General features: G+C 41.4%; 15 protein-coding genes. 7 read left to right on the top strand and 8 right to left on the bottom strand.

Annotated elements, in window-relative coordinates; genetic code table 11:
- Positions 1-165: 165 nt before the first annotated feature.
- Both DS891_RS09795 and DS891_RS09790 read right to left on the bottom strand, forming a co-directional pair.
- On the bottom strand, positions 166-696 hold the full coding sequence (locus DS891_RS09795) for a DUF3833 domain-containing protein (protein ID WP_174169685.1): 531 nt from the start codon (positions 694-696) through the stop codon (positions 166-168).
- A 94-nt stretch (positions 697-790) separates the two neighbouring features.
- Entirely contained in the window at positions 791-1318 is a 528-nt protein-coding gene (locus DS891_RS09790) for a chalcone isomerase family protein (RefSeq protein ID WP_174169684.1), read from the bottom strand.
- Between the two features lie 142 nt (positions 1319-1460).
- On the opposite strand from DS891_RS09790, the gene DS891_RS09785 reads away from it, so the two are divergent.
- Positions 1461-1943, top strand: a complete 483-nt coding sequence (locus DS891_RS09785; RefSeq protein ID WP_010603960.1) for a GNAT family N-acetyltransferase — start codon at positions 1461-1463, stop codon at positions 1941-1943.
- Between the two features lie 374 nt (positions 1944-2317).
- Here the strand turns inward: DS891_RS09785 and DS891_RS09780 are convergent, their stop codons facing one another.
- The 4 genes from DS891_RS09780 to DS891_RS09765 all read right to left on the bottom strand — a co-directional run bounded on the left by DS891_RS09780 (position 2318) and on the right by DS891_RS09765 (position 8841).
- Entirely contained in the window at positions 2318-2593 is a 276-nt protein-coding gene (locus DS891_RS09780; protein WP_010603951.1) for a SelT/SelW/SelH family protein, read from the bottom strand.
- Positions 2594-2796: 203 nt separating this feature from the next.
- A complete protein-coding gene (locus DS891_RS09775) occupies positions 2797-3957 on the bottom strand; it encodes an aspartyl/asparaginyl beta-hydroxylase domain-containing protein (protein WP_010603950.1) in 1161 nt (386 codons plus the stop codon).
- Positions 3958-3974: 17 nt separating this feature from the next.
- Complete coding sequence (locus DS891_RS09770) at positions 3975-5774, bottom strand: tetratricopeptide repeat protein (protein ID WP_174169683.1); 1800 nt, start codon at positions 5772-5774, stop codon at positions 3975-3977.
- A 223-nt stretch (positions 5775-5997) separates the two neighbouring features.
- Positions 5998-8841, bottom strand: coding sequence for a TonB-dependent receptor (locus DS891_RS09765; protein ID WP_174169682.1), 2844 nt, complete (start codon positions 8839-8841; stop codon positions 5998-6000).
- A gap of 280 nt (positions 8842-9121) precedes the next feature.
- Here DS891_RS09765 and DS891_RS09760 point away from each other — a divergent pair, with 280 nt between their 5' ends.
- The gene (locus DS891_RS09760) at positions 9122-9838 is read left to right on the top strand and encodes a LytTR family DNA-binding domain-containing protein (RefSeq protein WP_174169681.1); all 717 of its coding nucleotides are present in this window, start codon (positions 9122-9124) and stop codon (positions 9836-9838) included.
- A gap of 9 nt (positions 9839-9847) precedes the next feature.
- Here DS891_RS09760 and nhaR read toward each other — a convergent pair whose 3' ends face one another.
- Entirely contained in the window at positions 9848-10738 is an 891-nt protein-coding gene (gene nhaR / locus DS891_RS09755; RefSeq protein WP_010603946.1) for a transcriptional activator NhaR, read from the bottom strand.
- A 178-nt stretch (positions 10739-10916) separates the two neighbouring features.
- Between nhaR and DS891_RS09750 the strand changes: the two genes are divergently transcribed.
- Complete coding sequence (locus tag DS891_RS09750; protein ID WP_254605789.1) at positions 10917-11222, top strand: hypothetical protein; 306 nt, start codon at positions 10917-10919, stop codon at positions 11220-11222.
- A gap of 126 nt (positions 11223-11348) precedes the next feature.
- Complete coding sequence (locus tag DS891_RS09745; protein ID WP_010603944.1) at positions 11349-11774, top strand: hypothetical protein; 426 nt, start codon at positions 11349-11351, stop codon at positions 11772-11774.
- Here the strand turns inward: DS891_RS09745 and DS891_RS09740 are convergent.
- A complete protein-coding gene (locus DS891_RS09740) occupies positions 11766-12665 on the bottom strand; it encodes a response regulator (protein WP_010603943.1) in 900 nt (299 codons plus the stop codon). The two genes, DS891_RS09745 and DS891_RS09740, sit on opposite strands and share 9 nt — an antisense overlap.
- A 92-nt stretch (positions 12666-12757) precedes the next feature.
- On the opposite strand from DS891_RS09740, the gene DS891_RS09735 reads away from it, so the two are divergent.
- From DS891_RS09735 to DS891_RS09725, 3 genes are all read left to right on the top strand, one after another.
- Positions 12758-13561: a chromosome partitioning protein ParA gene (locus DS891_RS09735; protein ID WP_174169679.1), complete on the top strand. Its 804-nt coding sequence runs from the start codon at positions 12758-12760 to the stop codon at positions 13559-13561.
- A gap of 242 nt (positions 13562-13803) precedes the next feature.
- The gene (locus DS891_RS09730) at positions 13804-15075 is read left to right on the top strand and encodes an efflux RND transporter periplasmic adaptor subunit (RefSeq protein WP_010603941.1); all 1272 of its coding nucleotides are present in this window, start codon (positions 13804-13806) and stop codon (positions 15073-15075) included.
- Between the two features lie 11 nt (positions 15076-15086).
- On the top strand, positions 15087-15776 hold the full coding sequence (locus DS891_RS09725) for an ABC transporter ATP-binding protein (protein ID WP_010603940.1): 690 nt from the start codon (positions 15087-15089) through the stop codon (positions 15774-15776).
- Positions 15777-15779: the final 3 nt, after the last annotated feature.

Raw genomic sequence — 15779 nt, 5'->3', positions numbered from 1 at the left:
ATAAAACTTTTTGGTGCGGCATTTTTTATTGAGCACTTCTCAGTGTTGGGCACTAGTCGCGCTACGAGAATAGTGTGGATTTTAGTGGAGTCGGTGTATTTGTCTACAAATTGTAGACAAATACACGAGTAAGAAGGTTAAATTGAAGTTGATTTGGCGTAATTATTATTGCCTTTGCATAAATATTGTTACTTCGGCCATCACAATACCAAACTTTTCGATATAAGAGCGGTTCATAAGGGTGGTTTGGTCAAAAGACCACATCCAATCATCAAAGTGTACTTCGTAGCTTGTGTCGTCAACGGGTAAGTCCATTCTATACTGCCAATTCATCGCATTGCCGTAGGTTTCACCCGATGCCGAGTTGAGGATATCGTCGGCGCGGCCTGAATACTGGTTCCTAGATGCTTTTGTAATAGTCCAAACTCGTGTTTTCACGCCATCACCGAGCAGATAGTTGAAGGACTCATCTAAAACAAGCTCTGACTTGTTATTAATCGAGCCCTTGATATCAACAGTAAACTGTTGAACTAAGTTACCATCTCTGTCTTGGACTATCCCCCATGCTTTTATGTCACCAACAAAAAACTCATAGGGGTTGAACTGCGGTTTGAGTGTCGAGTATTTTTTACCGTCAATGCCCGAACTGCATGCCGACAATAAAAATAAAGTGAGTATTGCAAGAGTGATGCGCATTGTTTTCTCCTTAGGCTTGATGCCTCTTTGAGTGCTATTGCTTTTTATATGTGAGCCAAATAGCGAAGGTGAAATTAACGGAAAAAGCCATATGCTATTTCTGCTTTAGACCTAGAAGCTCGGCCCGCATGGCTGGTTCGGATGTTTTTTCACCGAGCCAAATATTGAAAAAGCGGGTAGTAAATTCCGAATCTTTCACTTCGCCAATAAGCTTTTTATCTTGGTAAAACTGTGTAGTTCCTTCGGGGGTTCTTACACCAAAGAGCATGGTCCCTTTAGAGACATTGGGGAAAGTTTTTTCCATTTCTGCCAGCCACCGCTCACCTTGACTCGAATTATTAAATCCTTGCTTCTCCATCTCTTTAAGAGATCGTTTTGCTATCTCCTTGCCATCAAGCTCGCGTAAATAATGTAGTGCCAATACAAAAGGCTGATCTTGAGAGTACGCTCCTTGAGGCGCATAAAGGCTGGCATCATAAACATCCCAAAACAAATAGGTCATTCGACTTGTTTTGCCTACTTGTTGAGGGTTCTCTATAAATTGATTTACAAGAGTACTGGTGCTTGCGAAACCCTGAGCGCTGAATAGCAACATCAAAAAGGCAAAGATCGTCTTTTGCATACTAACCTCTTCCTATATAAAAACGGTTAGCTACTTATACGAACGAGCTGGAAAGTTTGTTCACTTTGCTGCTGCCTGAAAGGTGCTGTCATCCCCCTTTACAATTTGTTAAGCTGACTAAAACCTACATACAGGAGCCATTATGAGCCTTTCAATTCGCCCAGCAGAAGTAGCTGATGCCGCGACGATACTGCACTTTATCAACGAACTTGCAATTTATGAGAAAGAGCCAGATGCCGTGCTCAATACCGTGGAAGAAATAGAACAGAAACTGTTTGGTAAAGAAGCCAGAGCACACAGCGTTATTTGTGAACTAGATGGCGAAGCAATCGGGTTTGCAGTGTATTTCTTTAATTATTCTACTTGGCTTGGCAAGCACGGTCTTTATCTTGAAGACTTATATGTATCACAAGATAAGCGCGGTGTTGGTGCAGGTAAAGGGATCATGAAATACCTCGCAAGACTTGCACTACAAAAGGATTGCGGTCGCTTTGAGTGGGTGGTACTTGACTGGAACAAACCATCAATCGACTTTTATGAAAGCATCGGTGCTAAAGCACAAAACGAGTGGATTATTTATCGCCTAACAGGACAGGAACTCATCGATTTTGCTGAGCAAGTATAGTGAAGTTTATTAGTCTGTTGGCTATACATTATTTCAAGAGAAACCCCCGATCTTTAACAATTGAGCCGAGTAAACATACGTAGAATTTGTACCCAATATTTTTGGTGAAAATTGCAATGGTGATTTTTGTTAATAGAAACAGTGATATATCTTTAGAGTGTTCCCCGTATGCACGGGGCTAAACCGGGTTGCCACCATCGAGGATTTCTACCAATCCCGTGTTCCCCGTACGCACGGGGCTAAATCTGAGCTACTCAGGTCTGGACCATGTGCTGGAATTCGTCCGTGAAGCAGAACCAGATGCTCATCTCATTGAGCGGTGCTAGGCCCGACTGTAATCCCGGGATTAAGTTATAGCCATCATTGTTAGCTAGTTATTTATCCACATGACCTAAATCACGCTCAGGATCTAACAAATCTCTCACCCTTCTTTTGAGCACTTTGGCTTCAGGAAAACCTTCATCCGCCTTTCGGCACCAAATTAGCGTATTGTTATAGTAAATTTTGAATACGCCTTTACTTGCTGGCACTAACGCGACTTGTTGTAAATCGTCAGAGAAAGTTGAAAGTAACTCTTGTGCAAGCCAAGTTGCTCGCAACATCCATTGGCAAAGTACGCAGTAATGGATAGTGATGGTCGGTTTTTGCATGAATTTACGTTTTTTTGAAGGCTGTGATGGGATTCTAGCACTGTGATTTATCATATGGCTAGCTTGAAAAAACGGGGGTCGCCCCCCGAAATTATCCAGGGAGACCTTAAATTATAAGGTCAGTCTTAACGTTACGGACTATTTGCATAGTAACAACCCCTTTTGTGGCAAGTTGAAGGGTTGCCGTGACGAAAATTGGGATACTAGTGATCGCTTCTGTATTCACTCAGAGTTGCATTTAAATTGTCAATGAGGTTTTGCCTATTTAAAAACTCTAACTGGATTGCTCGGCGCTGAGTTAATGATAGATCAGGGTGCCAAATGGAGAAAATAAGTACAATCCGATCTCGGTCACTACCGTTGTGCGCTAAATGCAAATAAGAGTCGTCGAATATGGTGAGTTGATGTTCTTGCCATAAAATGCGGTTACCATCGACCTCTAAGTAACAGTCGTGGGGAATATCTATAGCCAAATGTACTGTTAGACTGTGATTGGAAAGGCCATAATGTGGAGTAATAGTTTGGCCTTTTGCTAGCTTAGAGTAAAACACTTCGTATGGGGATGCCGTCAAGCCGTAGTAAGGCACTTTCTCTAAAGCCTTTTTTAGAATAGGAAAGTGCTTTGACACCGAAACGTCTTCGATCCCCTCTTTAAAAATGGATAGTGCTTGCCAGTTGTTGCTGTTTGCAAGCTTTGGGAATACGCTTTCATACTCTTTACCCGATAAATAGGGGGTAAGGTGCGAAGATGCGGTATTAAAAGTAGCGTGAAACTCTTTAATGATGTCGGGGATCATGGTGCTAAAGCTTTCATACCATGAAAATTGCTGTGCCAGCCAGATTGGTTTTGCAGTTAGATTAGGTACGTAAAAAAGATGTGGTGCTTGAGGTGTTTCAAAGGGCTTACTACTGTATTGAACCCAGCGTCCAGACTCAATGCTTGATGCAGTACCAAGGTTTCTTTCCATACATTGCCAAGCTTTTTGAAAACGTTTAAGCGTTTGAGGAGCTGTGCTATTGGCAAGCTGAAGCCGTTTAAAGCTGCCTGTCAGTGTTTCACACAGGGCATAACATGCTAGTGCCGTATTCTCCTCGCTCTTAGTCTCTAGTAAATATCCAAGGTACAAGTAAACTAGATAATTTTTGGGCGCAAGATCAATGCAGTGAAAGTAGGCTTTTTCACTTTCGGCTAACGCCCCAATTTGTTCTAAAATGACAGCTACACGATAGCTTAGCTCTGCACTCTGTGGGTAGGCATCGAGTAACTTTGGTAGTAATAATGGCCAACTATTTTGCGATTCGCATTCTAGGATTGGCTGTAAAAGTGTGTCAATGTTGAGAGGTTGTATCTCTTCGTTTGCCATCAAAATAATATCTCTTGTTAATTATTGATTACGCCAATATCGAGTGGCAACGTCATTCGATAGCTATTGTCTGATGCGTTAAATGGCTGTGTTCCATGCCAAAAATAAGAGGGGAAGATCACGATTTGTCCTCGTTTAGGTTTTACAGTTTTAAATGGTGGAAAATCGTAAGGAGGTGCTAGGGGAGGTCTACCAAATTCAATTACCCCATTGTTGCTATCGTCGTTTGGCGTGTTGATATATAAAACCACACTTATCCAGCCAGCGGGGTGGATATGACTCACGTGGAAGCCTTGCTCTGTTAATTTGACAGACCACGAACCAGTAATTAATTTATCCTTATTTAAATGAGCCAAAAATGGGTGCTCAGGCACTAACTCTAAGTTATTGAGACATTTTTCAATATCTTGCAGTAATTGAGCTCGAGCTTTGGTGATGACTTCGATATCTCTATTAAGCAAGCCACCAGAAATTTGTGAACCATTTACTAAAGTTTGCTCACTTGGTGCTTGCTTACCTTGATGAAGCGTTAGTAAACAAGACTCTAATTCTTTAAGAAAGTCTTCACTATTTTGATAGCCGTTCGGAGTGTCTAAGGTTGTAGTAAGGACAAAGTTTGGGTTGCATAAAGCACGATGCTTTTCTTTGTCCGTGGCTTGATACACTACGCTTAGCCAAGCTAATGCAAGTTGTGAGTTAGGCTGTGCTTGCAACACGTACTCGAGTAGGGATTGTGCGGTACTAAACTCCCCAAGTTGGATTGCAAATTTTGCTTGCTCACAGATCCTGTCATAATTAACGGTTAGCTTATTGGCATCATCTAAATGTTTATAGGCAGTGTTTAGCTCATTGTTCGTGGCTGCCAAACGCCCTCTTAATGCTAGAAGCGTGGCTGATTTGTCTGCATAACCCGACTTCCGTATGCATTGCTCGCATAATGTGTACTGACTGGTGTTCCAGTAAAGTTCGGCTAGACACTCTGTAAGTTGCTGTTGATTATTGGCTGACTCTAGTGCTGTTATTAAACTGCTAGCAAAAAGCTGATGTTGCCCGCTCTGCCAATAAAGTTCGTTCAGTGCTTTATGGACGGTTGGGTTGTGTGGCGCTCGCTTCAGTGCCTGAGTGTAGGCTTGTTGTGCTGGTTCAAACTGACCATTTGCAAAAAAGCAGTCCCCAAGATTATAAAGCGGCTCGTAGTGTTCAGGGGCGCTTTGGTGAACAAACCTAAAGCATTGAATTGCTTGTTCAAATTTAGCTTGTAACTTATAGCAAAGGCCTAAATTGTGTATTGCTCGAAAAGCAACCTGAGAGTGTTGCGGTACTGATTGATAATAGCTGATCGCTTGTTTGAGGTTTCCCTTTGTTTTTTCAATGTCTCCGAGAATTTTGGTGAGTTGCCCAGAAGTATCGAGTGATTGTCCTTTCAAAGCCCACTGATAGGCCATGTCGAGGCGGTTTTGTTCGAGATAAAGAAGCGACAAGTTTTTAAGTAAATCTAGATTCTTTGGCTCAGTATTATACAGCGTAAGGTAATGAGACTCTGCTTGGTGCAAATCACCCGATAGCCAATAACATTTGGCTAAATGAGTTAAGATCTCGGTTTTAAGTGGCGCGAGCTTAGCGGCATCACTTAATGAGGTTATTGCACTCTGCCATTCGGCTAGTGACTTATAGCAAATTCCCAAAAGATAATGTAGGTCGGGGTGAGGCGAATCAGTAAACGGCTGAAGCTTCGTTAACGCTTGCTGATACTGTTTTTGTTGGAGCAATTTGAAAGCATCTTGAACTGCGATATTGATTTCGGATGTTTGCTTCATGTTATTTTTTCTTAAACGGTCAATTAGGCTGAGCTGCATACTCTTTATCTTAGTCAAACTTTATCTAGTTGCGAGCAAAGTGACGCTGCTTGAAGTTTTGTTAGGATTAATCAATCTTTCAGCGAGCTTGATTTAAAACTTAGTAACCTGCTGTGAATAAAAAAACTATTACACAAATAACTGAAAAGGGAGCCGAAGCTCCCTTGTTTTCTGTATTAGTGGATTAGAACGTGTACACAGCGCTTAAGAAGTAGCGAGGACCTATTACGTCATACAACTCTGGGAATGTATTTGCTTGCTGTTGAGCGTCACCTAGTGGTGTTGGCTCTGTGTCTAACACATTCTTGATACCAAATGTTGCTTGTAGGTGATCTGTGAAGTGGTAGCTCGCACTAAGGTCAAGGTACCATTCTGCTTTAGAAATCGGGGCGATTTCGTTAGTGCCTGAGTCGTCATCAACTTCGCTCATATATCGAACTAGCGCCGCTACGCTCAAATCACCTGAAGTCCATGTAAAGCGGTTATTACTTTGGAACTCAGGGCGTGGCGTACCACAGGTGTTACCGAATTTACCTTCACAGTAATTAGTTTCTGTGAAGCCAACGCTTGGCGTTCTAAAGAACTCATCCAAGATTGTGTTCTTAGAGTTAATGTTCAGTGTTGAACCATTTTCACCGATACCAAAGCCAAGCTCTGTGGTCCAGTTGAAGTTAACGTCATAGCCTTTGGTTCCTAGTGACGCGATGTTCGCATTTAGCGCTGTAACAAGGTCTACGTTACCGTCAGGACGACGAGTAATTGCTTGACAGAACTCTGAGTTAGGATCTTTAAGTTGGTTGTAACAAATATCTAGAATATTGTTCACGCCACCACCTAGTACATCGATTGCATCATCAATCGTGATATCAAAGTAATCGATTGTAATGTCAAAGTTTTCGGTCGGTGTAATAACAAGACCGAGAGTAACGGTTTCTGATGTTTCTTCTTTCAGGTCAGGATTACCACCGAAGCTACCTTCGATTTGCGCGTTTGCTTGCTCAAATACGCCAACTTGAGAAGCTGAAACGCCGTGAGCCTCACAAAGAGCTCTATCTGTTTTTCCTTCTACAAAACCGTCTACGCTACATGGATCGGTTGCGCTTGGGAAGCCATTTGCTGCGCCTTGGAATAGCTCTGCGATGTTAGGTGCACGAACAGATTCTTGGTAACCAGCTCGGAACGAAACGTATTCGTTTACTTTCCAGTTTATAGTTGTTGCAAATGAAGATGCATTGCCGATGTTTGAATAGTCAGAAAGACGTCCCGCAAACCAAAGTGTAATGTCTTCAGCAAATGCTGCGTCTGTTACTAGTGGGATATCAATTTCTGTGAAAATCTCATCAACGCTGTAGCTACCTACAGTTGGTTCACCAGCGTTAAAGCCAAGTACATCACCGGATGCTAAGAATTCATCAGGACGGAAGCTTGAATCATCAAAACGGCTTTCGTAGCCAATTACAAAACCAATTGGCATATCAGCAGACGGTACAGTAAATGGTAGCTCACCAGCAAAATCGATGTGGAAAATTTCTTGCTTAATGTTTGTTACGTTAGATGCCCCGACGTTGATAAAATCAATCGCTGCTTGTGAAATATTGCCTTCACCGAAGATGTTCAATGGTGCACAGCCACCTGACGTGTCTTGACATGCACTACCATCGTCAGTTACTAAAATAGCTTGTCTGAAGCGCGTTTCAGAAACGTCGTTATTAAGTAGGTTAGAGCGGTCCAGCTCAGAGCGGCTGTAGTAAGCATTGTATGCCCAGTCACCGATAAAGCCATCTACACCAACTAATAAACGCATCGCATTACGTGTATCAATCGCTTGGCGTGGACCATTTTCAACCATACGACGACCTATTGTAGCGAATGTAAAGTTACCATCGGCGTCAAGTTGACTAACCATATTGCCAGTTGGTTCACCGTCATCATCGAGTTCTGGCACCAATGCTTTCATTGCGGCTTGAACGTCTGCACCGAAGTATGGACTGTCAGGGTTAACCACCAAGCCATTTACGAACGCTGGAGTCGGAGCTAGCTGCTGCGGAACTTCGTTGCGAATGAAAGATAGTTCACTATATAAGCGTGTGTCATCATTGATGTAATAGTGTGCAAAAGAGTTAAGTGTTAGACGCTCTTGTGGCAGTTGCAGGTAGTTATCAGGGGCATAGTTAAATGCATCGGCTGATGTATATGGTAGGCCTTCACCATTTGGACCAAAACGACCTAGAGTTGTACCGTTAGGAAGTGTAGGGCCTGCAAATATTCTTGTCCCAGGAATACCAGATGACCCACCAGGCACTAAACCTGTATCGCCTTCAGTGAGCGTTACATTAGTAAAGTCTCTGTCGCCTTGGAAGATTGATTCACGTTTGGCATAACCGATATACACAGTAGCGTTGCCTTTACCATCGGCAAAGTTTCCACCCAAGGTGAGGTCTGTGTTGAACTTTTCCCCGTCGCCTTCTTCGGTGATGTCGTATAACGCAGAAATTTCAGCGCCTTCGAAGTCGTCTTTCAATCGAAAGTTTACAACACCTGCTAGTGCATCAGAGCCATATACCGCACCTGCACCACCGGTAATGATGTCTACACCTTCGATAAGAGAAGCTGGAATTGTGTTTAAGTCGACAACACCTGTTTGTGTTGCTGGTACCCAGCGGCGACCGTTAACAAGAACAAGGGTGCGCTCGTTACCAAGACCACGTAAGTCTACTCGAGCGGTACCATCACCAGGGTTATTTGAGCTTGGTCCGAAAGAAGGAACTGTTAGTGGTAACTCGGCAAGCTTCTGCTCGACGTTTAAGTTACCAGATATAGCAAATTCAGTACCGTCTAGTTCGATAACAGGTGTTTTTGCCGTTAACGCGACACGCTGAATACGAGAGCCCGTAATAGAAATTCTTTCGACTTCGTCATTAGCACCATCAGCAGCTTCTTCAGCTGATGCTTGAATGCTCAAACTTCCACCGATTAGGCACGCAGAAGTTATAAGCATACTTAACTTAGAACGCTTGAATTGTTTCATGATATCCCCTGATAGGTTTGTTTTGGATACCTTTGGCGAGCTTGCTAACTCATCACAAAGGCTTATTAGTATCACGAGGAGGCTATGTCGGAAGTCGGGAATATGCCAGTTGAGATACGTAAGGTGACGGAAAGTAGTGACGACAGGAGTTAAAAAAAAGATCAAATTTAATTTGCGAATTACACTGTGACAATCTATAACAATTATTTGTTAACTATTGTGAAATGAGATACAAAGTATTAGTATCTTTGTTAACCTGTTGATGTCTTTAAGGTGATGAATGAAAAAAGTGACAATCTTGATTCCCTGCTATTTGTCTGCGCTTGGCGTTGAAATGAGTACAAAGTTAAAGGAAGTCGCTGTTTGTTCCCAGTTTGTTTACTATCAAACATTTGTTGATATTTTGGAAACTATTGAGTCGGGTGAAATAGACTGTTTGTTAATAGATTCTTCGTTTGAAAGTGATCCCAAAAAGCAAGAATTGATCGCGAAAAAGTTCTCATCTGTTTCGACTATAAAGATCACTACAGATACCAAACTCAGTTCTTGTACAGTGATGTCTCTTGAAGGGCGAGATAAGACAGATACGCTTATTGAGAACATACTTCATACAGTATTCTCAAGTCCTCAGGAGCTAACCTCTGAGTACATGCCAAATCAACGACTAATAGTGAAAGACTCCGGGCATATTCATGTTATTAAAGTTGAAGAACTGGCTTGGGTTGGAGGTGCCGGTAATTATGTTGAGCTCCATTTGATAAATAGGCAGCGCTCAATACTTCATCGGGATACCATGTCTACGATGGAAAAAAATTTAAAGATGTTTGGCTTCTCTAGGATCCACAAGTCTTCACTCGTTAATTTGAATGCAATTAGTGAACTTAAAACAAGAGATAATGGTGATTACGATGTTATTTTGGAAAATGGCGACTCACTTCATCTATCAAGGCGATATAAGCAGAATTTATCTTCTCTTTTACAGTCCAACATAAGCTGACACTTTAAGTCAGCTGATGCCCTTCGCAAAGTTTACAAATTCGTTAAAAATGGAGTCCTTAATCAATCTGTCTGGTGTGAAGGCGTAGTAATTTTGGTATGCACTTTCAATTGTGCCTATAAGGTTTACATCATAATGGCGCTTCAATTCTGATTGTATTGACAGCGGAGCTGGGAAGATACCGAATCCTTGTTGGCCTAATGCTTTCATTAAAGCACTATCATCTACATGACCAGCCACTTTAATTTCTATATTTTGCTCTTGGAGCCAAAATTGAATCGAGTTAGTTACAGGGCTGTGCTTTGCTGGAAGAATGAGCGACTGATCTTGTAACGATTTTGGATAATTTGCACTGAGTTGCTCACTGTTTGAAGCTGAACCATATAAGCCAATTTGACTTTTTCCAATCTCGTGGCAAAAAACATTAAAAGGAAGGTGACTATCAAGTGGCTTATCTGCAAGCACGATATCGAGCTTATGCATGGCCATCTGAGCTAGCAATTCTGATTGTTGACCGTCAATACAATGTAAATTGGCAACTTGCTCATTTTCTATCAGTGGAGCAAGCCACTTTGAAACCAATGATTTTGGAATCGCATCAGAAATACCAACTTTTAATGTACGATGTATAGCTGTTGCGCCATCTTGTGTTGTCTCCAACCACTCTTTTGCAATCGAAAACATATCATCCGCATACTGTTTGGTTAAAATGCCGAAGTCAGTCAATCTGAGACCTCTTCCTTCTCTTATGAATAGAGGTTTCCCAAGGCGTGCTTCCAAACTAGATAGTTGCGCACTAATTGTTTGAGGTGTCAAATGAAGGACTTTGCTTGCACCAGCAATACTGCCTTCATTGCTTACTTGCCAAAAATAGTAAAGGTGATTGAAGTTTATATTCATATTGTTCGTAAAAATCTTACTTTAGGTTAGATATAATCAGCTTTTCTCTTTTGGTGAACATTAGTAGATTTGATCTCACGGCGCAAGTATAAGTTGAGAGAATGTAGCGAAAACGCTTTGATATTCGAGTCATTCTAAGTTTCCAATACAGTAATATTTGATGCGATTGTCTGAGGTAATGATGAAACTGAACCTTGTTGGTGTAAATGAACCTATAGCGGTGTCAAGTAAAGTGGTTTTCACTAAAGCGATAAATGCAGCGTTAAGTGGTTATACAAACAATATTCGAAAGATAAATGTACGAATTGAAAAACAGGTGGATAAGCAGGTTGGCAGGCTTACCTTATGCCAAGTTGAGCTTTTGTTACCTGGATTACCGACGTTAAAGGTTAAGGCCAAAGGTAAAACCCTGCTGCAGGCGTTAAACCGTGCATTAAGCAATTGTAAGCAAATCTTAAAACAGAATTATTTTAAGCTCAGTTAGTTTTTGAGGCTGAGTGATTCCATTCCCAAGCACTTGCAGCGGCAAGGATGCCGCGCAATTTTTTACTAAAGATATTCGATAAATTACCGATATGTAGGTCAAAGGAATCATGTTGGCCAAACAACAATGAACGTTAACTTTTTAATTCACTCCCCAATTCAATCAGCTACGAGTCAGAATGAGCAGGAAGCCAAAGTTGAAGAGACGAACTCGCCCAGGCCTCTTAGGTTATCTGAAGAAGATATGTCTAAATTGTCTGGAGAAGAGGTAAAGGAAGAGCAAGAAGAAGCCGCACTGCCTCCGCATATTCAAAAAATGGTTGAAAAGCTCGAAGAGTTAAGAGAAAAAATTAAAGAGGAACAAAAATTACTTGATGAATTAAAGGCAAGTGACTCTTATTCCGATGAAATGAAAGCTGAGTTGGTGACACAAAAACTTGAATTTATACTGCGCATGCAGAGCCAAGTTGTTGAGTTGACGAAAAATATTCAAGAAGCGCTAAAAGAAGCCGGGATCAGCGATCCGGGGGTCTTGTTAAAAGCACTAGCTTAAAAGTCCGACCAATAGGATTTTCCCTTGCGCCATGTTTGGGCGTTGGCAGCATATATCTATCCTCATATTTGAAGCAGTTTTATACAGACGCTTCAATTTAGGAAAAGGTTTAGTGACTAGCTGTAGGGCTTTTACTCTTAGACTTCTTCTTGTTATTCCATCCAAAAACGCATAAGAAGTTGAGTTTAATGCTGAGTGGCAAGCGGTTAACATGTGCTCAGTGATCTGGTGTTGATGAATGGCTTCAAATCCTGCCTGATCTGTTAAATTTCCAGTGGAAGCGGCGAGCACACAAACTGAATACACATCAAATATCCCTATTGCGCGTACCTTCTGACTACTAGGATCCTCGTATGCAACCATGACGCAAGGCAGGTTATCAGGATCATACTCCATTTGATTAATCTGATAGAGCCTCAGTTCAGTGTCGATATGTTTATTCATAAGTTTTTCAAGTTGTCCAACTTGAGGCAAAGGAACGCCTTTGTGCAGAGTATGAATTTCCCTTGTTTTTGAGCTTTCCTCTGCGGCTTTGACCAAGGGCATGATTTTATTGTGGAGGTCATCATCTGCAAATGGTTTAGACAGCACAAATGCCGCTCCGTAATCAAGGGCTAGCTTTATTTGCTCGCGGTCGTCGACAGTGGTTACCATTGCCATGGTCACACCCAGTTGTTTCTGTTTGATAGCTTTAACTAATGCGAGTCCCGAAATATCAGGCATATGCCAGTCAGTTAATACAATATCAGGATGCCAAGAGCCGATGATTTTCAGGGCTTCTTTTGCACTTTGTGCTTTCTTTATCAACAACTTGCGATATCTAAAACGTACTAAACCGCGACGAATAATCTCAAGTGTTGCCGCACTGTCATCCACGAGCAATATCTTCACAAATTACCACTTTATTGAAAAATATAGATTTATTATAGGCACGATTTTTAACCAATACTAAAATGAAAGTAAGAAAATAATGAGTGTGCAATATGTTTCTAGGTAAACTACCAATTGATGTATTTATCTATATGACGGTAAATATCGGGCTGCTGATATTGGCTTTTTGGTTCTATATTTTGCTGTTAATCCTCCGAGAGTTTAGGCTCTTTGCAAAGGCTGCTGGTGGAGCTGGGACATCCAACCCAGAGCAACAGTATCTACTCCAACATTGTCGCGAAGCGATAAATAAGTCGATGAAGTTTGTTGAAGATAATCAACATACCATTCAAGAGTTGGCTAATTTACAAGTCCATTTAGAGCAGCAATTAGCAGAGGTTAAACGCTCTACACAGGATCATATCTCGACCGAAGAACAAACTCGCATGGACGATTTAAACAGTAAGCTACTTAAGTCGCATCGATTAATAAAGAAACTTAGGGGGGATCTGTCGAAGAGTTTAGAGCGACTGAAGCAAACAAGAAGAAAACTTTATGACCAATATGAATCTACAGAGGAATTACAAAAAGAAAATGACACATTAAAGCAGCAGTTGGAAGCTTCTAAAGCGATGGGAGGTACGTCCGAGCAAGAATTGGAGCAATTGGTCGCTACCTTTGAGAAGGAGCGTCAAGATATGTCTCTAACGATTAATGAATACAAACGACAAATAGCCGAACAAAATCAGGCTTTGCAACAGCTAATGGTGCAAGAGCAAGAAGTAGAAGATGGGCCAAAGCTTCAGGCTATCCAAAAAGAGTTGGAACAAACGCGAGAAGCATTAGAGCACTTGTCTAAAGAAAAAAAGTTTATCGAGAGTCGGTACTTAGAGGTTGTCAAAAATCAAACCAAATAGTTAACAAAATGTTTTATTTCTCGTGACATTAGTCTTGGCTTTGTGTAAGGTTTAGGCACTCAGGTTACCAGATTTGTTTTAAGCTTTTGAGGTCTACTTCGCTAGATAATTCATGCTTTGGTATTAAATTGTTGGCTTCTAATAATTAAACGAAGAGATGTGATTGTGGTGGAATAGTTAGTAATAATGCTCCAAAAATACATAGTACTCAATAGCTAAGGCAGTGGTAAAAGGATTATTTCATGGCCTATATTCCAGATACGAGCGCTCAAGACTCGGTGGTTGAAAGACCAAAGAAAAATAGATTATTCATAATAGTAATTGGTATTTTTATATTAATTGCTGTTTTTTTTATGACCCCCATTTTTACACAGTGGGCAAGCGGTCAAACAGCTGTTTCTAGCGATAAAGTTCACATAGCATCAGTGAAGCGAGGTGACTTCATCCGCGATATTTCTGTTCAAGGTAAAGTCGTGGCAGCGCGGCGCCCCACTATATATAGCCCTGCTCAGGGAACGGTTACCTACTTGGTAGAGTCTGGTGACAGTGTGGTGGAAGGACAAGTCCTCGCCGTTCTAGATAGTCCTGAGTTGAAAAGCGAATTTGCACAACATCAAGCACAGTTAAACAAGTTAGAAACGGAACTTCAAAGGCAAATTATTCAAGCCAAAAAGCAAGACTTAGCACAAGAGAATTATTTAGGTAAAGCGACTGTTGTGTTAAATGCAGCAAAGCGGGAGATGCGCCGTTCTGAGAACGGTTTGAAAACGCAAGTTGTAAGTGACATTGACTATCAAAAAGCCAAAGATGATCTCGAAAACGCAGAGCGTGAATATCGCCTAGCAATTAAAGAAGTGGAGTTACAAAAAGAAAGCCAAAAATTTGAGATCCGTACCAAAGAGTTAGAGTTTGAGGCGCAAAAAGTAAAAGTGGTGGAGCTTCAGAGGCAAGTTGCTGCTTTAAAAGTACTTTCGCCGGTAGGTGGATTAGTTGGTAACTTGACGGTAGAGCAAAAAAATACAGTCGCCAAAAATCAGCCATTACTTAGTGTGGTGGATCTCTCAAAGTATGAGATAGAGGTGCAAATCCCAGAAAGCTATTCAGACGACCTTGCGCTGGGAATGTTGGCTGAGATAAGTCTTAATGGAGAAGTGTATAGCGGAGAAATAGTTGCTATCTCTCCAGAAATTGAAAATGGTCGAGTTGAAGGGAAAATTCGATTTAAAGACGACACCATTCAGGGGTTAAGGCAGAACCAAAGGTTAACGAGTCGAATTGTGATTGAACAAAAGCAAAATATTGCCTATCTACCACACGGGCAATACATAGAAGCCTATAACGGACAGTTTGCTTACGTAGTAAAAGAGGGTTCTGCAATAAAAACACCAATACAAATCGGATTAAGAAGTATTGGGCAAGTAGAAGTACTTTCGGGGCTTAATGTTGGCGATCAGGTGATTACCTCTGACGCGCGAATCTTTAAAGACGCTCCCAGTGTGAAAATAATTCAATAAGGAGCTGTAATATGCTATCCATGCGTCACTTATCCAAAGCTTACTATACCGATACAATAAAAACTCAAGCCTTGCAGCCATTTGACTTACGTATAGAGCAGGGGGAGTTTGTTTCAGTAGTCGGCCCATCGGGTTCAGGAAAAACGACTTTTTTAAACATTACAGGTCTGTTAGAGGATTTTTGTGACGGGAGTTATGAGCTAGATGGCATCAATGTTGAAAAGTTAAGTGACAAAGCTAAATCTAAACTACGTAATGAAAAGATCGGTTTTATTTTCCAGAGCTTTAACTTACTTCCAGACCTCAATCTTTACGACAATGTTGATATGCCTCTTCGCTATCGTAAATTATCTTCAAAAGAACGTCATGAAAGGATCATGGATGCGTTGAATAAGGTGGGCCTTGCCTCACGTAAGGAGCATTACCCATCGCAACTATCAGGAGGTCAACAGCAAAGGGTCGCGATTGCTCGTGCAATAGCTGGTAAACCTTCATTTTTACTTGCTGACGAACCAACGGGTAATTTAGATAGCAAAATGGCAGATAGTATTATGGAATTGCTCATGGATATTAATACACAAGGAACGAGTGTAGTGATGGTAACGCACGATACGCATCAAGCAGCCAAAGCACAGCGCATTATTGAGATCCGTGATGGCGTGATAATTGAGCGTAAACACTGTAACAAAGCGATTGCTTAGGGA

The organism is Pseudoalteromonas sp. JC28, assembly GCF_013319255.1.
GTDB lineage: Bacteria > Pseudomonadota > Gammaproteobacteria > Enterobacterales > Alteromonadaceae > Pseudoalteromonas.
This window is presented reverse-complemented; position numbering and strand designations above follow the sequence as displayed.